17 protein-coding genes and 1 tRNA gene are annotated in these 18,324 nt (G+C 70.0%); 3 read left to right on the top strand and 15 right to left on the bottom strand.

From position 1 onward, the window contains the following. Positions 1-6: 6 nt before the first annotated feature. On the bottom strand, positions 7-891 hold the full coding sequence (locus EYW49_RS16275; RefSeq protein ID WP_228259643.1) for a DMT family transporter: 885 nt from the start codon (positions 889-891) through the stop codon (positions 7-9). Between the two features lie 496 nt (positions 892-1,387). Between EYW49_RS16275 and EYW49_RS16270 the strand changes: the two genes are divergently transcribed. Next, positions 1,388-1,464: transfer RNA gene (locus EYW49_RS16270), tRNA-Arg, on the top strand. Between the two features lie 605 nt (positions 1,465-2,069). On the opposite strand, the gene EYW49_RS16265 is transcribed toward EYW49_RS16270, so the two are convergent. Continuing rightward, positions 2,070-2,759, bottom strand: a complete 690-nt coding sequence (locus tag EYW49_RS16265) for a fumarylacetoacetate hydrolase family protein (protein WP_131310683.1) — start codon at positions 2,757-2,759, stop codon at positions 2,070-2,072. A 314-nt stretch (positions 2,760-3,073) separates the two neighbouring features. Here EYW49_RS16265 and EYW49_RS16260 point away from each other — a divergent pair, with 314 nt between their 5' ends. Further along, complete coding sequence (locus tag EYW49_RS16260) at positions 3,074-4,297, top strand: pyridoxal phosphate-dependent aminotransferase (RefSeq protein ID WP_131310682.1); 1,224 nt, start codon at positions 3,074-3,076, stop codon at positions 4,295-4,297. A gap of 78 nt (positions 4,298-4,375) precedes the next feature. Here the strand turns inward: EYW49_RS16260 and EYW49_RS16255 are convergent, their stop codons facing one another. Together EYW49_RS16255 and EYW49_RS16250 are read right to left on the bottom strand one after the other, a co-directional pair. Continuing rightward, positions 4,376-5,296, bottom strand: coding sequence for a dihydrodipicolinate synthase family protein (locus tag EYW49_RS16255; RefSeq protein WP_131310681.1), 921 nt, complete (start codon positions 5,294-5,296; stop codon positions 4,376-4,378). 123 nt (positions 5,297-5,419) lie between these two features. Then, the gene (locus tag EYW49_RS16250) at positions 5,420-6,583 is read right to left on the bottom strand and encodes a M20 family metallopeptidase (protein WP_131310680.1); all 1,164 of its coding nucleotides are present in this window, start codon (positions 6,581-6,583) and stop codon (positions 5,420-5,422) included. A gap of 329 nt (positions 6,584-6,912) precedes the next feature. Between EYW49_RS16250 and EYW49_RS16245 the strand changes: the two genes are divergently transcribed. Next, positions 6,913-7,815, top strand: a complete 903-nt coding sequence (locus EYW49_RS16245) for a GntR family transcriptional regulator (protein WP_323052996.1) — start codon at positions 6,913-6,915, stop codon at positions 7,813-7,815. 22 nt (positions 7,816-7,837) lie between these two features. On the opposite strand, the gene EYW49_RS16240 is transcribed toward EYW49_RS16245, so the two are convergent. The 11 genes from EYW49_RS16240 to EYW49_RS16190 all read right to left on the bottom strand — a co-directional run bounded on the left by EYW49_RS16240 (position 7,838) and on the right by EYW49_RS16190 (position 18,211). Further along, positions 7,838-9,022 carry a M24 family metallopeptidase gene (locus tag EYW49_RS16240; RefSeq protein ID WP_131310678.1) on the bottom strand — a complete coding sequence of 395 codons (1,185 nt, stop codon included), beginning with the start codon at positions 9,020-9,022 and terminating at the stop codon, positions 7,838-7,840. Between the two features lie 76 nt (positions 9,023-9,098). Continuing rightward, complete coding sequence (locus tag EYW49_RS16235; RefSeq protein ID WP_131310677.1) at positions 9,099-10,265, bottom strand: M24 family metallopeptidase; 1,167 nt, start codon at positions 10,263-10,265, stop codon at positions 9,099-9,101. A 53-nt stretch (positions 10,266-10,318) separates the two neighbouring features. Beyond that, entirely contained in the window at positions 10,319-11,581 is a 1,263-nt protein-coding gene (locus EYW49_RS16230; protein ID WP_131310676.1) for a hydantoinase/carbamoylase family amidase, read from the bottom strand. Further along, positions 11,578-12,516, bottom strand: a complete 939-nt coding sequence (locus tag EYW49_RS16225) for an NAD(P)-dependent oxidoreductase (RefSeq protein WP_131310675.1) — start codon at positions 12,514-12,516, stop codon at positions 11,578-11,580. The genes EYW49_RS16230 and EYW49_RS16225 overlap by 4 nt, the downstream gene beginning before the upstream one ends. A gap of 68 nt (positions 12,517-12,584) precedes the next feature. Further along, entirely contained in the window at positions 12,585-13,364 is a 780-nt protein-coding gene (locus EYW49_RS16220) for an SDR family oxidoreductase (protein WP_131310674.1), read from the bottom strand. A 4-nt stretch (positions 13,365-13,368) separates the two neighbouring features. Further along, on the bottom strand, positions 13,369-14,307 hold the full coding sequence (locus EYW49_RS16215; RefSeq protein WP_131310673.1) for a dihydrodipicolinate synthase family protein: 939 nt from the start codon (positions 14,305-14,307) through the stop codon (positions 13,369-13,371). A gap of 7 nt (positions 14,308-14,314) precedes the next feature. Beyond that, a complete protein-coding gene (locus tag EYW49_RS16210) occupies positions 14,315-14,992 on the bottom strand; it encodes a GntR family transcriptional regulator (RefSeq protein WP_131310672.1) in 678 nt (225 codons plus the stop codon). A 95-nt stretch (positions 14,993-15,087) separates the two neighbouring features. After that, positions 15,088-15,873, bottom strand: coding sequence for a transporter substrate-binding domain-containing protein (locus tag EYW49_RS16205; protein WP_131310671.1), 786 nt, complete (start codon positions 15,871-15,873; stop codon positions 15,088-15,090). 189 nt (positions 15,874-16,062) lie between these two features. Beyond that, positions 16,063-16,722 (bottom strand): amino acid ABC transporter permease, encoded by a 660-nt coding sequence (locus tag EYW49_RS16200; protein WP_131310670.1) that lies wholly within the window; start codon positions 16,720-16,722, stop codon positions 16,063-16,065. Next, positions 16,719-17,564 carry an amino acid ABC transporter ATP-binding protein gene (locus EYW49_RS16195; protein ID WP_131310669.1) on the bottom strand — a complete coding sequence of 282 codons (846 nt, stop codon included), beginning with the start codon at positions 17,562-17,564 and terminating at the stop codon, positions 16,719-16,721. The genes EYW49_RS16200 and EYW49_RS16195 overlap by 4 nt, the downstream gene beginning before the upstream one ends. Next, positions 17,561-18,211: a DUF1989 domain-containing protein gene (locus EYW49_RS16190; protein WP_131310668.1), complete on the bottom strand. Its 651-nt coding sequence runs from the start codon at positions 18,209-18,211 to the stop codon at positions 17,561-17,563. Before EYW49_RS16190 ends, EYW49_RS16195 begins: the two co-directional genes overlap by 4 nt. Positions 18,212-18,324: the final 113 nt, after the last annotated feature.

The following is an 18,324-nucleotide window of genomic DNA, read 5'->3' as shown; positions in this document are numbered from 1 at the left end:
CGGGCCTCAGTGCTCCACGGCGCGGCGCTCGTGCAGGACGATGGCGATGCCCGAGGCGATCACCACGCCGGCGCCGAGCATCACCGTGCCGCTCGGGATCTCGCCGAACAGCGCCCAGCCGACGGCGGTCGCCCACAGCATCGAGGTATATTCGAGCGGCGCCACCACCGAAGCGTCGGCATGACGGAAGGCCTCGGTCAGGAAGATCTGGCCGAAGCCGCCGAACAGGCCGCAGCCGGCGAGCAGCAGCGCGTCGGAAGCGTCGGGCATCACCCAGCCGAAGGGCGCGGTGGCGAGCATCAGCACGGCGCTGCCGCCAGAGAAATAGACCACGATCGCGCCGGTGCGTTCGGTCTCGGTCAGGCGACTGACCTGGATCTGGGCGAGCGCCATGAAGAAGGCCGAGCAGAAGCAGGCGACGGCTCCGGTCGCGGCCCCACCCTCCATCAGGTGGCCGACGTCCTTCATGTGCGGCGCCAGTACGATCAGCACCCCGACGAAACCGACCACCACCGCCCCCCAGCGCTGCAGCCGCACGGTCTCGCCGAGCAGGATCGCCGCGAGCGACACGGTGACCAGCGGTGCGGCATAGGTGATGGCGAGGCCGTCGGCGAGCGGCAGGCGCTGGACGCCGGTGAACCACAGGCCCATCGCCGTGACGCCGATCACCGAGCGCAGCAGATGGCCCCAGGGCCGCCGGGTCTGCAGCCCGGTGCGCAACTCGCCGCGCCACGCCACCCACGCCACCACCGGAATCAACGCCAGAGCGGAGCGGAAGAACACCACTTCGCCCGGCGGCACACGTGTGCCGAGGAGTTTGATCATCACCAGCATCGCGGCGAAGGTCAGCGTCGAGGCGATCTTGTAGGCGGGACCGAGGAGGGGCGACACGCGGGGACCGGGAGCTGTCGGATCGGCGAGCGATCGGGAACGGGAAACGCCCCTCGGCGGGAGGGGGACGGGGCCGCGCGGCGATGCGGCGACGGACGATCGCAGAGGACGGACGGCCCGCCGCGTCGCCCCGAGACGGCGCCACGGCGGGCCGGGCACCGTAGCGCGGGCGGCGCCGGGGCGCCACGGTCGGCCGGCATATTCGACGGAGCGAGCTCTGCGTGGCGCGCAGATCCGATGATCGGAACGACCGCGTCGGCGATGGTGCGGCGGGCGGCCCGGCGTCGCCTCGACGGGCTGCGACGCCGGAGATGCGCGCTCTCGCGGCCGCGGCAGCCGGTCCGGACGGCGCCGTCGACGGCGCTGAGGCGCGGGCGGGCGAGTGGGTGGCACGAAATTTCCCACGGCGACGGCGCGGGGGGACTTGCATGAGCCCGGCGAACCGGATAGAGAACGCCACCGACGCGGCAGGGACCTGTCCCGGCGGTCAGGGCAGGCGCCCGTAGCTCAGCTGGATAGAGCATCAGACTACGAATCTGAGGGTCGGGCGTTCGAATCGCTCCGGGCGCGCCATCTACCACTTGGAATGCACAAAACTTTTTGAAGCCGCCGCGAGGCGGCTTTCGTCGTTTTCGGGCACCGGGTCACCAACAGGTCCCCAAGCGGAGCAGTGCCGTTCCATCCCGTCGAGTATTCGGCGCGGACCATGTCGCGGATCGCCACGGCGAGGCGATCGGCCTCGAAAGTGGTTTCGGCAACCTCCGACAGGTTCGCCTCACAGGCGGCGAGGAACGCCCCATGTTCGAAGCCGCGAGCGGCTTCACCGGCGGGGGCGAAGCCGGCGACGTCGGCCGCGCGGGCGACCGCACCAGCTGCACCGAAGGCAGACGCCGCAGGCCGGTCGACGGGGCATCGAGCCGTGCGCCGGGCACACGCGGGGCGCGTGGTTGCCATTCGCCGGCATCGCCATCGCCGAGCCCCGGGTCGGCCGATCGAACGACGAGGGCCGCGACGCTCGTCGCGTCGCGGCCCCTGTGTTTCCGACCGCCGGCCCGGACGTTCGGGCGAGCGGTGTCGGTCGGATCAGCCGCCCGCCGTCGCGGCACGAGGGTGGGTGAACGTGCGGGATGCGGTCGGCGACGCCGCGACACCCTGCCTCCGGGCCGGATCGCGGCCGTTCATCGACGAATGGTCGTCGTCACTTCGCCGACCCCGGCGACCGAGCCTTCGAGTTTGTCGCCCACCGAGACGGCGCCGACGCCGGCGGGCGTGCCGGTGAAGATCAGGTCGCCGGGTTCCAGGCGCACGGCCGTGGAGAGATGGGCGACGATTTCCGGAATGCTCCAGATGAGCTCCGAGAGGTCGCCGCTCTGGCGCGTGGTGCCGTCGACCCGCAAGACGATGGCGCCGCGCGTCGGATGGCCGATCTCGTCGGCACGCCGGATCGGTCCGATCGGCGCCGAATGATCGAAGGCCTTGGCCATGTCCCACGGGCGTCCGGTCTTCTTCGCCTCGGCCTGGAGATCGCGGCGCGTCATGTCCAGACCGACGGCGTAACCGAACACGTGCTCGGTCGCCGCCGCGACGGGAATGGCCACACCGCCCTTTCCGATCGCGACGACGAGTTCGATCTCGAAGTGCAACGACGAGGTCAGCGGCGGATAGGGCATGTCGGCGCCGTCGACGACGATCGCATCGGCCGGCTTGGAGAAGAAGAAGGGCGGTTCGCGATCGGGATCGCCCCCCATTTCGCGCGCGTGCTCGGCGTAGTTGCGGCCGACGCAGAAGATCCGACGAACCGGAAATCGCCCGCCACCGACCACGGCGACACTGGAAATCGAAGGGGGAGCAACGACGAATTCGGTCATCTTCAAGAGCCACTCGCAGGAGAGAACGGGATCGCCCGAGGCACGGGCAGGGTGACGACGGCGGTCGGCGCCGCGTGTCGGTCACGCCGGCCGGAGACGCCCGCGTCGACACCTCGGACGGCGCCGAGACCAGGGACGAGCCCCTCCGTCGTGGCCGCTGCGACCGAACCCGCGGGGGCTCGAAATCGAAACGACGGCGGACGCGAGAGGCGCGCAGCCGAGAGATACTATGTCCCGGCCGGCATTCCGTGTCGACAAGATTGTATTTTTTGATACATAGAAAACGATACCGGATCGAAACGGAGTCCCCCTCGATGTCCGACCACGACTTGGCGCCGCGGATGCGTCGCGTGCGCCCCTCCCCGACGGCGGCGATCTCCGACAAGGTCCGCGCCCTCGCGGCGGCCGGCCACGCGGTGATCAATCTCGGCGAGGGCGAACTCGATTTCGCCACGCCCGCGCACATCTGCGCCGCCGGCATCGCCGCCATCGAAGCGGGCGACACCAAATACACGCCGGTCGCCGGAACGGCGGCGCTCAAGCGAGCGATCATCGCCAAGTTCGACCGCGACAACGGCCTCGCCTTCCGTCCCGACGAGGTGATCGCCGGCGCGGGCGCCAAGCAACTGGTGTTCAATGCGCTGCTGGCGACCGTCGCCCCCGGCGACGAGGTCGTGGTTCCCGCCCCCTACTGGGTGTCCTATCCGGACATGGTGGCGCTCGCCGACGGCGAGCCCCGGATCGTCGCGTGTGGCGCCGCCGACGGCTGGAAGCTGACGCCCGCCGCGCTCGAGGCGGCGATCACCCCGCGCACCCGCTGGCTGATCCTCAATTCGCCCGGCAACCCGACCGGCGCGGTCTATTCCCCGGCCGAGATCGCCGCGCTCTGCGCGGTGCTGCTGCGCCATCCCCGCGTGTTGGTGATGGCCGACGACATCTACGAACATCTCGTCTACACCGGGGTCTTCGCCACCCCGGCGGCGATCGAGCCGCGTCTGGCCGATCGGATCCTGACGATCAACGGCGTGTCCAAGAGCCATTCGATGACCGGCTGGCGGCTGGGTTTCGCCGGCGGCCCGGCCTGGCTCGTCGCCGCGATGCAGACGCTGCAGTCGCAGTCGACGTCCAATCCCAGTTCGATCTCCCAGGCCGCCGCGGTGGCGGCACTCGACGGCGACCAAAGCTTCCTCGCCGGGTGGCGGGAGACGCTGCGCCGACGCCGCGACCTCGTCCTCGACGCGGTCGCGCGCATCGACGGTCTGCGCGCCGAGGTCCCCCAGGGCGCCTTCTACGTCTGGGTCGACTGCTCCGGCCTTCTCGGCGCCCGCCGGCCGTCGGGCGCGCGTCTCGCCGGCGATCTCGACGTCGCCGAACACCTGCTCGAGGAAGCCCACGTCGGTTTGGTCCACGGTTCGGCCTTCGGCGCGCCCGGGCATCTGCGCATCGCCTACGCGCTCGAGGAGGACACGCTCGCCGAGGCGATGGCGCGCATCGCCGCCGCCTGCGCCCGTCTGCGACGGACGACGGTCGCGGCCTGATCCGGCAACGACGTCGAAACGCCGAGAGGCCGGGGATCGGGTGATCCACGGCCTCGTCGTTCGGTCGATCGGCTCGGCTCAGGCGAGCCGGACGCCGGTGCGCGAATCGGCGGCGAAGGCGGTCAGGACCTCGGCGACCCGGGCCCGTTCCTCGGTGCCGAGATCGAGCAGCGGCCGACGGACCGAGCCGCCGTCGAAGCCGCGCAGGTTCATCGCCGCCTTGGTGGTCTGCGGCTGCCCGAACCGCCGTGCGAGTTCGCGGAACGGAAACCACAGGCGGTGCAGATCGCGGGCGGTGGCGCCGTCCCCGGACTCGATGGCGCGATAGGCGGCCAGGATCAGTTCGGGCAGCGCGCCGCTGTTGGTGGAGCTGATGCCGTCGAAACCGAGGGCCATCGGCCCGAGGAAGGCGAGATCCGAGGCACAGAACAGCCGCAGCCGACCGGCCAGACGGTTGCCGATCTCGTCGATCGCCGTCGGCGACAGATCGCCCTGCTTGACGCCGACCACGGTCTCGATGTCGGCGATCCGCTCGAGCAGGCGCGGCGACAGGGTGATGCCGATGCCGGGCGCGTTGTAGACCAGGATGCCCGTCTTCGAGACCGGCGCGATGTCGCGAAAGAAGGCCTCGATCTGGCCGTCGGTGACCTCGGAGACGAAGGGGGCGGTGACCATCGGCAGGCCGCCGAGATCGCCGGCGAGCGCGATCAGATCGCGGGCCAGACGCACGTCGGAGGCCGCCGAGCACAGCATCACCGGGACGCGGTCGCCGACCACGTCCATCACCCGGCGGAACAGCTCGACCCGTTCCTCCGCCGACATGGCCGGGAACTCGCCGTAGGTACCGCCGATCAGGATGCCGTCGAAGCCGAGTGCGATCACCCGCTCGATCGACCGCGCCAACCCCGCGAAATCGAAGGCCCCGTCGGCGGTGAACGGCGTCACGGTGATGTTGAAGATGCCGTGCAGCCGTTCGCGGCACTCGTCGATGTCTCTCATGGAAGTTCCTCTGGGGTTCCGCGGGCCGAAGGGCCCACAGTGTCGGGACGGTGGTGCGGCGGACGCGGCGAGCGACGGGGGTGCGCGAAACCGGCGTGCGGTCGGACCGGACGCCGGTCGGCCTCACCCGAGCATCGTCTCGGCAATGTCGCGGTAGAGGCCGGCGGCGGCGAAGAACTCGTCGACCGGAACGAATTCGTCGGGCTTGTGGGCGACGGCGAGATCGCCCGGACCGATCACCACGCCCGAGGCACCCAGGGCGCGGAAATGCACGAGATCGCAGCCGCCCTGGAAGCCGAAGGGGCCGGGATCGGCGACGCCGGCGTCACGACAGGCGGCGAGCGCGGCGCCGACGATCGGCGCGTAGGCGGGGGTCTCCGTCGCGCCACCGGTCGTCGCCTTGAACTCGACGATCTCGGCCCGCACGCCCTGGTTCCGACGGGCGCCTTCGAACAGCGCGGCGAGTTCGGCGGCGACCTCGCTCTCGTCCTCTCCCGGCACCATCCGGCGATCGAGCAGCAGGTCGCAGGCCTCGGGCACCACGTTGTCGGCGTGCCCCCCCAGGATGCGTGTCACCGTGAGGCTCGCCGCCCCGACGAGGGGGTGACGGCGGCGGCAGACGACGTCGTCGTGGTGGCGGGCGATCAGCGAGATCAGTTCGCCGGCCCGGTAGATCGCGTTGTCGCCGAGATGCGGGGTCCCCGAGTGGGCGGCGACGCCGTGCACGCGCACCACCGGCCGGAGGCTGCCCTTGTGGGCGCGGAAGGTGGCGTTGGAAGTCGGCTCGCCGACGACGGCGAAGTCGACCCGCGGTCCGCCCTCGGCCACCAGCGCCTTGGCCCCGGCGCTCGCCACCTCCTCGTCGGCGACGAAGATGCCGAGCAGCGTGCCCGACCAGCGCGTCCGGTCGGCGGCGAGCAGGCGCATCGCCTCGAGCATCGCGGCGAGCGGCCCCTTGGCGTCGCAGGCCCCACGCCCGTAGAGCCGGCCCGTCGCCGTGTCCTCGCGCAAGGTCAGCGGATCGCTGGTCCAGCCTTCGCCGACCGGAACCACGTCCATGTGGGTGTTGAAGGCGAACACCGGTCCGGGACCGTTGGCCAGACGCGCCACGACGTTGGTACGGCCGGCCGCGATGTCGGAGAGGTCGACGTCGAAGCCGGCCGGCGTGATCAGATCGCGGATGCGCTCGGCCGTCTCGCGCTCGCGCCCCGGCGGGTTCTGGCTGTCGATCGCGACGAGGCCGGCGAGATCGCGCTTCATACGGGCGAAGTCGGGACTTGTGGTCATGACGAAGTCGGACTCCTGCACCGAGAGGCGACCCACGGGTGGCGGACCGGACGCCGTCGGCATCCGGCGAGCCGCTCGGCCGAGAATTGCTCTTTATGGAAAAAATAGTACAATCGCCTCTGCCACCGGTCAAGCCGGCCGGTCGGGTGGGGCGCGCGACGTCGCCCCGGCGGTCCGGCCCGCCGAGCGTCTCGACGCGATGGAATCGGGCGGCTAAGAAGGCCGCAGACCTCGGCGACAGGGGACGCGGGACGACCGAGCCGCGGCCGGCTCGCGTCTGGAAGGAGCATGGCGTCATGGCGCACTCGGCGAGTTCGAGCCGGCATCGATTGGCCAATCAGATTCTCGATTTCGTCCGTGAGGCGCGCCTCGAACAGGGCTGTCACCTGCGCGAACAGCAACTCGGCGATCTCTTCGGCGTTTCGCGCACGCCGATTCGGCGCGCCCTCGATCTGCTCGCCGAGCGCGGCGTCGTCGAGGCGCGCCGCAACCAGGGCTTCTTCCTGCTCCGTCCCTTCGACGCGTTGCACCGGATCGAGATCGAGGTTCCCTCCAGCGCCGACCAGCGGCTCTACGAGCGACTGGTCAACGACCGCATCGCCGGGATCATTCCCGAATCCGTCACCCAGAGCGAGATCGAACGGCGTTACGACGTCGATCGCGTGGTGATGCTGCGGACCCTGGCCCGGCTCGCCGAGGATGGTCTCGTCGAGCGCAACGAAGGCCGCGGCTGGACGTTCCGCTCGACCCTCGACACGGCCGTCTCGTTGCAGGCGAGCTACGACTTCCGCATCGTGCTCGAGCCCGCGGCCTTTCTCCTGCCGACCTTCCGGGCCGATCCCGCCGCGCTCGAGCGGATGCGCCGGCAGCATCTCCATCTCGTCGCCGACCCCGACATCGCCGCGGTCGGCAACCGCCATCTGTTCGCCACCGACGCCGCCTTCCACGAACTCTTCGCCGAGTTCAGCGGCAACGTCTTCCTGTTTCGCGCCGTCCAGCAACAGAACCGGCTGCGCCGCCTGCTGGAGTTCAGCGGCTACGGTGATCGCCACCGCATCCGCGAATGGTGTCGCGAACATCTGACCATCATCGATGCGGTTCGCGCCGGTGATCTGACCGCCGCCGCCGCGGCGATGCGGGCCCATCTCGGCCGCGCTCACGACGCCGCGCCGCGCCTCGCCCCGACCATGCCGTCGGACGACCGACCGCACGGCACCGAAGTCGAGGTCTGAGCGGATCGGCGCCGCTCCCGGCTCACCACCAGACACTGGGCGTCCGGGTCAGCAGTTCGTTGCCGTCTCGACCGATGATCATATTGTCCTCGAAGAAGGCGGCGCCGACACCTTCGTCGGCGAGGAAGATCTCGACGCCGAAGACCATGTTCTCCTCGACCACGTCGTCGGGCAGGGACATGCAGGTCGAGATGCGCGGCTGTTCGAAGCCGAGCCCGATGCCGTGCCCGTAGAAGGGGAAATTCTGCATGATCGGCGAGATCGTTCCGCCGAAGGCGGTGGTCAGCCGGTCGCCCTCGGCGGCGATGTCGAGCAGCCGCGCGCCGGGGCGGACCCTATCCGACAGGTGGTGCACGATGCCGGCGGCGGCCTCGAGCAGACGACGCCGGGCCGGGTTCGGCGTGCCCCGGCATCCGGTTCGACCGGGGTCGAGATAATAGCCCTGGAAGAACGCCGCATGGAGCGTGCCGGTGACGATGTCGCCCGGTTGCGGGGTGTCGGCGCTCGATCCGGTCAGGGGAAAGCGTTGATCGAAACCGAGCGTCTCGCCGTGATTGGTGCCGAGCATCTGCAGGCGGCCGCCGTGGCGGACCACCTCGCGCGCGGCTTCCGCCGCCGCGTCGCGCTCGGACAGGCCGCCGACCAGCCCTTTCATCAGGACGTCGAGGCTCGCGGTGGCGGCCTCGCCAGCGATGCGATAGCAGTCGAGCTCGGCCGGGCTCTTGAGGCGGCGGACGCTGCGCACGAGGTCGTCGTTGTCGACCCATTCGACCTCGGGCGCGCCGACGACGAGTTGGCGATGGTATTTGACCGGGATGAACTGGGTACCGGCGAGCGCCACCGGCCCCTTCACGCCGCGTTCCACCAGCACCTCCGCCACCAGAGCGAAGGGATGGTGGCCGCAGCGGACGTCGGCGATCGACACCAGGTCGCGTCGCGGTTCCGGTTCGTCGATGACCAGCAACGGCTCGCGCCCCTGCTGGAGGATCACCGCCGCGAACGAGCGGGCGGACCAGATCAGTGAATCGGTGCCGCCGCTGATCGCGTAGTGGTTGGCAAGATAGAGGATGTCGCCGCAGTTGTCGGTGGTGCCGCCGCCGCGTCCGAAGACCACGGCGGTCTCGAAGCCGCGCGCCCGCATCTCGTCCAACACCCGCGCCCACCGCGCCTCGTATTCTTCGATCCTGAACCAGCGTCCCTCGAACATCGACTCTCCTTCGGCGGTCACCGCCTGGGTTGGCGTCTCGTCGCACGCCCGGGCCTCGCGGCCCGGCGCGCAGCGGTCAGCGGATGGTGATGTCGCGTGGCAACCGCGACAGGGGCCGTGCGCCGTCCTCGGTGACGACGACAGTCTCCGAGGCGCCGACCGTCCAGGTGCCGAAGTCGCGCAGCGTGGCGGGCAGATGGAAGACCATTCCCGGCTCGAGGATCGTCTCGACGCCCGAGAACAGACTGAGGAGCCCGCCTTCCCCCCAATCGGGGGCGAAGGCGATGCCCATCGAATAGCCGATGCGCTTGCGGAAGGCCTCGGTGTAGCCGGCCGCGTCGATCACCGCCTGCGCCGCCGCGTGCGGCGCCGAACAGGGCTGCCCCGGCCGGATCGCCGCGAGCGCGACCTCGAGCGCCCGCAGGGCGCAGTCCATCATCCGGCGCGCGGCGGTCGGCGGCGGCCCGAGCCACACGCTGCGCATCAGCGCGGCGTGATAGCGGGCGTGGCTGCCGGCGAGCTCGAGAAAGATCGGATCGCCGCGCTCGAGTCGACGGCGGCGCCACGTCATGTGCGGCAGGCCGCTGCGCGGCCCCGACGACACCAGGGGCTCCATCGCCATGGTCTCCGACCCGGCCGCGGTCGCCGCGGCGAGCATCGCGGCGGCGACCGCGTTCTCGTCGACCCCGGCGCGACAGGCCTCGATCGCGGCGATCATGCCGGCTTCGGCATAGCGGCCGGCCGCCTCGATCGCCTCGATCTCGGCCGGCGACTTGACCATCCTGAGGGGCGGCAGGATCGCCGAGCCGTCGGTCAGGGCGTCGAAGCCGAGCGCTGCGGCGATGCGGGCGGCCAGCACCGGCGAGACGAACCATCCGCCCAGCTCCATCGCCGGGCGGGTGATGCCCAGGCGCCGCAGCACGGCGGCGAGGGCGGCGGCGGGATCCTCGCCGTCGTCGTAGGCGACGATGTCGGCGAGGTGGGTGTTGGCGACGGCGCCGGGCAACTCGAGCCGCCGGACCAACAGGGTGGGGTCGCCCTCCACCGGGACGATCAGCGCCTGGAACGCGAAGTAGCCGGCGGTCTGCCGGCCGCTCAGCCAATAGAGCGTCTCCGGGGACGTGACGATCAGCGCCTCGTGACCGGCGCGCGCGATCGCGCCCTGGGCGCGGGCGATGCGCGGCGCGAACTCGGCCCTGGGGAACGCGGCCTCGCGGCCCGGCTGGATGTCGTTGGCTGCCATGGGATTCTCGAACCCTCGTGTCGTTCGCGGTGGTCGACGGTGCGGCCGAGACGTCACGCCGCGGAGCGTGGTGTCGCGGCGATCCCCGGTATCGCCGCGGCGAGAACGGCGACGGCCTCGGCGAGATCGCCGAGATCCATCGCTTCGTCGGGATTGTGGCTGCCGTTCTGGTTGCGCAGAAAGATCATCGCCGCATCCCAGCCGGCGAGGGCGAAGGCGGCCGCGTCGTGGCCGCCGCCGGACGCCAGGATCCGGGGTGAGACGCCGCGTTCGCGGGCGGCGCCGACCAGCGCCGCGACGAGGGCGGGCGACATCCGCGCCGGACGGCTGCGCGATTGCGGCCCCAGATCGAAGCGCAGCCCGCGCGCCCGTTCGATGGCGGCGATCTCGGCGCGCAGCAGCGCGTCCGTGGACTCGAGAACGCCATCGTCGACGCTGCGCAGATCGACGCAGAAATCGAGACGGCCCGGCACTTTGGCGAAGGCGTGTTCGGGCGTCGCCGCATCCACGCGGCCGAAGGTGACGGCGAGATCGCCGCCCTCGGCGAGGCTCCGCGCCCAACCCCTATCCATGGCGGTCACGAGATCGGCCAGACCGAAGACCGCGTCGGAGCGCAATTCGCGCGGCGCGCCGCCGGAATGGGCCCAGACGCCCTGGATGCGGGCGTCGCGATAGCGCAGACCGCCGCGCACCGCGTCGACCACGGCGAAGGCCTCGCCGGCCGCGTCGAGCACCGGCCCCTGTTCGATGTGCATCTCGACGAACCGCGCCGGCGCCAACCCGGGGCCGCGCAGAATCGCGTCGGGATCGCCGCCTTCCTCCCGCAGGTGTTCGGCGAGGGTGCGGCCGCTGTCGCTCCGCCTCGCCCGGAGATCGTCGGCCCCGAGCCGTCCGAGGGCGGCGCGCGAACCGACATAGGAGACGGGAAACCACACGCTCTCCTCGGCCCGGGTGACGGTGACGACCAGATCGCACGGCAGGCGGACCCCGCGCGCGACGAGGTCGGCGGCGAGGGCCACGGCGCCGACCACCCCGGCGACCCCGTCGTAGGCACCGCCGTTGGCGACCGTGTCGAGATGGGAGCCGACGTGGAGCGGCGGTGCGTCCCGGTCCGCGCCGGGCAGGCGGGCGAACAGATTGAGCGCGGCGTCGCGTGTCACCGTGAGGCCGAGGGTCGCGGCATGATCGGCGACGACCGCATGGGCTCGGCTCTCCAACGCCCCGTAGGACGGGCGGGTGTAGCCGGGGCCGGCCTCGGAAAGGGCGCCGATGCGATCGAACAATCGGTCGATGGTGTCGCGGATCGTCGAGGTCATGGGTGCAGACTCCCGGGGTCGTTCAGGGCCGTGGCGGGCCGCCCACCCGAGAGCGCGGTCACGACGTGGCGGGCGGCTTCGATCGCGACGCGGCGCAGGGCCTCCTCGGTGGTCCCGCCGAGATGCGGCGTGAAGATCACGCGGCCTGACGTCGCGAGCGGTCCGGTCGGCGCCCCCGGGGAATGGTCGTCGAGGGCCGCGGCGGCGATCCGTCCGCTGTCGATCGCGGCCGCCAGCGCCACCTCGTCGACGAGCCCGGCGCGCGCCGTGTTGACCAGCAGGGCGCCCGGTCTGACCCGAGCCAGCGCCTCGGCGCCGATCATGCCGCGGGTCTGCGGCGTCAGCGGCGTGTGGAGCGAGATCAGATCGGCGCGGGCGAGCCCCTCGGCGAGGGTCGCGACGCGCTCGAAATCACCGGCCGAGCGCGAATGGACCAGGACCTTCATCCCCAGGCCCGCCGCCAACATCCGTCCGAGGCGCGAGCCGACGGCTCCCCAGCCGACCACCAGGGCAGTCTTGCCACCGAGTTCGACGAACCTCTCGGCCTCGCGAAATCCCGTCTCGCCGCGCCGTTCGCTGCGGTCGGCGGCGGGAATGCGCCGCGCCGCCGCCAGGGCCAGACCGAGGGCCAGTTCCGCCACCGAGCGGGCGTTGAGCCCCGGCGTGTTGCAGACCAGCACGCCGCGCTCGCCCGCCACCGCCATGTCGACGTGATCGTAGCCGGTGCCGTGCACGACGACGACCCTGAGCGCGTCGCCGGCCCGCATCGCCGGCCCCGACAGGCCGGCATTGCGGGTGATCACCGCGGCGCAGCCGGGGAGCGCGCGGGCGACGGTCTCCATGTCGGCGGCGGGGCAGGCGATCACGTCGATCCCCGCCGTCCGCAGGACCGCGATTCCATCGGCGTGGATCGGCTGGACCAAGAGGCACTTCATGACATCGCGTCCTGTCGCCGGGTCGGAGCCGACCGATCGTCGGGCCGGCCCCTTCGAACCGGCCCGTCTCAGATGCTGCGGATCGCGCCGCCGTCGACGCGCATCAGCGCACCGGTGACGTAGCTCGCGCGTTCGGACGCCAGAAAGGCGACCACGTCGGCGAACTCCTGCGGGGTGCCGTAGCGCCCGGCGGGAATGGTGGCGCGAGAGGCGGCGGCGATCTCCGCGACCGTCTTGCCCGAACGCGTCGCCGCCGCGGCGTCGAGCGAATCGACGCGCTCGGTGTGGATGCGTCCCGGCAGGACCGAGTTGACCGTGACACCGTCGGCGGCGACCTCGCCGGCGAGGGTCTTGGCCCAGCCGACGACCGAGGCGCGCAGCGCGTTGGAGATGCCGAGATTGGGAATCGGCTGGACCACGCCCGAAGAGACGATGTTGACGATGCGCCCCCATTGCCGCGCCCGCATGCCCGGCAGGACATGCGCCGTCACACGGAACAGCGCGTTGACCATCACCTCGAACTGCCGGCTCCACACGTCGCTTTCGACCGAGGCGACCGGCCCGGGCGGCGGGCCGCCGCCGTTGTTGATCAGGATGTCGATCCCGACGTCGCCGAGAGTCGCGAGGGCGGCGTCGACACCGGCCCGGTCGGCGAGATCGAGGGTCAGCGGCGTAGCGTCGCCGCCGGCGCCGGCGATCGTCGCCGCCACCTCGGCGAGCGCCTCCCGGTTGCGGCCGCAGAGAACGACCGAGGCGCCTTCGGCGGCGAGGGTGACGGCGATCGCCCGGCCGAGACCACGGCTCGCGCCGAGCACCAGGGCGCGGCGGCCCTTCAATCCGAGGTCCATCGTCTCACTCCGTTGCGTGCAGCTTGCGGTTCAACCGTGCCAACAGCTGGTCCAGTTCCTCATGGTCGCGGGCCGTCAGCCGAGGGCCGGGATGGCGGGTCACCGCGGAGGCGAGGATGCCGCGCCGGTGCAGCACCTCCTTGCGCAGGGCGAGACCGAAGCCGAGTTGCTGCTCGTGACGCAACAGCGGCAGATGGAGATCGTAGAGATCCTCCGCCGCCTCCGTTTCGCCGGCGAAGAACAGCGCACACACCCGGACCAGCATCTCGGGATAGGCGTAACCGGTCATGGCCCCGTCGGCGCCGCGGCGCAGCTCCTGGGGCAGGTGGAGGCCGCCGTTGCCGCACAGGATCGACACCCGCCGTCCCTCGCGACGATCGGAACGCTGGCGCAGCTGCGTGATCTTGCCCAGGCCCGGGCTCTCTTCGTGTTTCAGCATCACCAGATTGGCGAAGCGATCGATCAGCCGGTGCAGCACCGAGACCGAGGTCACGGTGTCGGTGATCTGCGGGTAGTCCTGGTAGCAGACGGGCGTGTCCGGGCCGAGACGCGACAGGACCTCGTCCCAATAGGCGAACACCTGATCGTCGGTCCGCAGCCGCGGCGGCGGCGCGATCATCAACCCGGCCGCCCCGAGATCCATCGCCGTGCGGGAGAACCGGATCAGATTGTCGGTGCCGGGATTGCTCGCCCCCACGACGATCGGGATGCGGCCGTCGACCCGCTTCGAGACGCGCTCGAGGAAGGCATGGGCCTCGCTCGGTGCCAGCTTGGGCGCCTCGCCGAGCACCCCGAGGATGGTCATCCCGGTGACGCCGCATTCCAGATAGAAGTCGACGAGCGCATCCGTACTGCGATCGTCGACTTCGCCGCGGTCGGTGAACGGGGTCGGCGCGATGATGAAGACGCCGCGCGTCCCTTCGTCGATCTTCCTGTCGGTCATGTCGCCCTCAGATGAGACGGAGCTTTTCGAGAATGCCGATCTTGACGTTCTCGATGTGGAGTCGAATGCCTTCGCTGGCGGTGGCCGCATCGCCGCGTCTCAACGCTTCGATGATCGCGCAGTGTTCGCGATGACCGATCTCGAAGCGCTCGGGCACACGGTTCATGTTGAACATGTGCGTCTTGAGGCGGAGATCGTTGATCAGCTTGGCGAGTACGGCGCTGCCGCTGTACTCGGCGATGGTGCCGTGGAGCCGGCTGTCGACGGCCCAGTCGCGTTCGGCGTCGGCGCCGGGCGTGGCGAGCAATTCGTGGATCTCGCCCTCGATCTCGTCGAGGGTGCTCGCCGGAATCCGCCCGGTGGAGAGGCGAACGCTCTCCATCTCCAGGATCTGGCGGACGTGCAGGGTTTCGATCAGCTCGCGGGTCGAGAATTCGCGGACGACGAGAATGCCGCCGACCAGCCGCGTCACGAAGCCTTCGCTCTCGAGGCGGTTCAGGGCGTCGCGGACCGGGGTCCGGGACATCGCCAGCATCTCGGCGATCCGGCGTTCCTGGAGGACCGAACCGATCGGGATCTCGCGCCGGATGAGCCGATCGAGAATCGAATCGTAGGCCGTCTGGCCGAGACTCTTCTCGCGGTCGTCGTCGCCGATGGTTGAGACGGATCTGGGCTTGGTGACCATGGCGATTCCGTTCGAGGAAGGGGGGCGAACGCTCCGAAGGGCGGGAGACCCCTTCGGGCTGTGGCGGCCGCGGGATCGTCCGCGGCCGCCGTCGATCAGAACAGCGACCGAATGGGCTCCTTCGGCGCCGGGGAATAGCCGATCAGGGGCGAGGTCAGCTTGGCGTAGGTGCCGTCGGCGATCATCTCGGCGAGGGCCTTGTTGACCGCCGCGACCAGATTGGGCTTGCCCTTCTTGAAGGGGAACCCCTTCTGGATGTGGCTGACGTAACCCTCGACCAGTTCCAGGGGAAGCTTCGACTTGTCGATGTCGTAGGCCGCCGCGACCGAGTCGGTGATCACCGCGTCGACGTTGCCGTTGACGAGATCCTGAATGGCATCGGATTCGGCCTTGTAGGTCTTGATCTTCGCGCCGCGTTCCTCGGCGAGCTTCTGCCAGGTCGAGGAGACCTGGACGCCGACGACCCGTCCCTTGATGGCATCGGGAGTCTTGATGTCCGAGCCCTTCTTGACCACGACGCGGCCGCCCGATTCGAGCCAGCCGTCGGCGAAGGTCACCTGCTTCTGCCGTTCGGCGGTGATGTCCATGGCGTCGGAGGCGAAGTCGTACTGATCGGCGGCGAGGCCGACGAGCAGGGCCTCCCACTTGATGATGACCGGCTCGTATTGGAGGCCGAGGCGACGGGCGATCTCCTTGCCGACCCGGATCTCCAGACCGTCGAGCTGGCCGTCGGGCGACCGCATGCTGAAGGGCGGGAAGGTCCCTTCGGTCGCGACGAGAATCTTGCCGGGCTTGAGGAGCTCGAGGTCTCCGGCCATGGCGGGAGCGGCGAGAAGAGCGCCGACCACGGCGGCGGCGACGGTCAGGAACTTGAGGCGCATGCGTCGATCTCCTCTGGATGTCCGTTCCGACGCGGGCGCGCCGAACGACACGGTTCGGATTTGCGGCCGAAACCGACCGGTTGCGTCTGGTGTCGGCGGGGGCCTGACCCGGCAGGCCGGTCCCCGGTCGTTGACGAGAGGGCGAGGCGCCCTGGGAAGATCACTTCCGCGGTGTTCGCGGGGCGCGGCTCACAGAGAGCGTGCGAATTTTCGTTCGAGGTAGGCCGCGATCTGCGAAATCACCGATGTCATCACGAGATAGATGAGGGCGGTCGCGATATAGAACTCGAACGGACGGAAGGTCGTCGCGATGATCGTCTGCGAGTAGAGAGTCAGCTCGACCACGGTGATGACCGAAAGAAGCGATGTGTTCTTCAGCATCGAGATCGCTTCGTTGGTGAGCGGCGGCAGAATGATGCGGAAGACCTGAGGCAGGATGATTCGGCGCATCAACAGGGACCGCCCCATGCCGAGGGCTTCGGCCGATTCGGTCTGGCCGCGCGGGATCGCCGACAGACCGGAGCGGATGATCTCCGCGACATAGGCCCCGCCGTTGAAGCCGAGCGCGATGACGCCGGCGACGAAGGGCGACAGACGCAGACCGAATTGCGGCAGCCCGAAATAGACGATGAAGATCTGGATCAGGGTCGGCGTGCCGCGGATGAACCAGATGTAGAAGTCGCTGAGCCAGCGCAGCAACCGGAAGCGCGAGACCTTGCCGAGTGCGGCGAGGAGCCCGAAGATCCAACTCACCAGGATCGAGCAGATCGACAGGACCAGCACGACGACACTCGCGTCGAGAAATCCCGCCACATAGGGCTCGAACCCTTCCCACCACGTCGCGATCATGGCGCGCTCCCCTCGATCGCCTGCGCGCCCGCCGAACCATCGACGGCGTGACCGGCATCCCGCCGGACATCGGTGTGGAGAACCCGCTTCAGGAATTGGCGCAACCGATCGCTCCGGGGGTCCTGGAGAACCTCGCGCGGCGGCCCGTCCTCGGCGACCAGACCCTGGTCGAAGAACAGCGTGCGGGTACTGACCTCGCGGGCGAAGCCGATCTCGTGGGTGACCAGCAGCATGGTCATGCCGTCTTCGGCGAGCGAGGCCACCAGCGACAGCACTTCGCCGACCAGTTCGGGATCGAGCGCCGACGTCACCTCGTCGAACAGCATCACCTTCGGCGCCATCGCCAGGGCCCGAACGATCGCTACCCGCTGCTGTTGCCCGCCCGACAGGCGGGTCGGATAGGAATGGCGCTTGTCGACCAGCCCGATCCGGGCGAGCAGCGCCTCGGCGTTAGCGGTGGCCTCGCGGAGGGGCTGGCCGGCGACCCGGATCGGCGCCTCGATCACGTTCTCGAGCACCGTCATGTGCGGCCAGAGGTTGTAGCTCTGGAACACCATGCCGATGCGCGCCCGCAACAGGCGCAGATCCGCAGCGGTCGGACGGTGCCGGGAATTCTCGTCGAAGTCGAAGTCGAACCCTTCGAACCGCAGCCGCCCCGCCTGAGGCATCTCGAGCACATTGAGGCAGCGCAGGAACGTGCTCTTGCCGGACCCGCTGGCGCCGATGATCGAAACGACCTCTCCCTGATGGACGTCGAGCGAGATGCCCTTCAGAACTTCGATCGGTCCGTAGGATTTGTGCAGCCCGCGAATGCGAATGAGCGCGTCCCTATCGGCGGTCATCGAGCATCCTCCGGGGGAGGCGCGAGAATGTCGATCCGGCAGTCGCGCGGGGTGCGCTCGGGCCCGTTGATCGGCGTGATGTCCTGCGGGCAGCAGGAGAAGGCGAGCACCACGTCGACCTCCGCCTGCAGCACGAGATGGGATCCCGGCGACGACGAGGGCAGGCGGCGGTCGATCGACCCGTCGGCGCGGACCTCGACACACATGAAGAGGTTGAGCGAGGCCGGCGTGAAGGGGACGGCGAGACCGAGGTCCGCGAGGCCCTCGTGGAGATTGTCGGCGCAACTGCGGTGGCCCGCCGGCGCGCCGAGCTGCCGGTAGAGCGGCTCGTTGCAGGGGCAGAGCAGGGTGTCGTGACGGCCGGACGAGGTGTCTTCGACGATCGTGACGATGGCCCGCCGGGCATTGCTGACGAGCGGCGTGGCGGTGGTCGCCCAGACGACGCTGTGGACCGAGCGGAAATGCTCCATCGAAAGGTATTCGCCGGGGTCGCCGTCGACGAACGCCCAGAGATCGACGGCCTGCACACCGTGCAGATTGACGAGCCGCAGGCGACGACCGGCCTGCAGGCGGATCGCCTTGCCGTAGCCTGCCGGCAGAACGACGGAACGTTCGACGTCGCCGGCCGTGGACCTCGATTCCGCCATCGTACCCCCCGAGTCTACCCGCAGCGGGCAGGGCTGCCGCCGAACTCGCCATTAATCAGATAACCATATGATGGTGCTTGGTATACCCGTGGAGTTCAAGAGGAATATTTTGG

Origin of the sequence: Siculibacillus lacustris, from assembly GCF_004328075.1 — a bacterium.
GTDB classification, from domain to species: domain Bacteria; phylum Pseudomonadota; class Alphaproteobacteria; order Rhizobiales; family Ancalomicrobiaceae; genus Siculibacillus; species Siculibacillus lacustris.
This window is presented reverse-complemented; position numbering and strand designations above follow the sequence as displayed.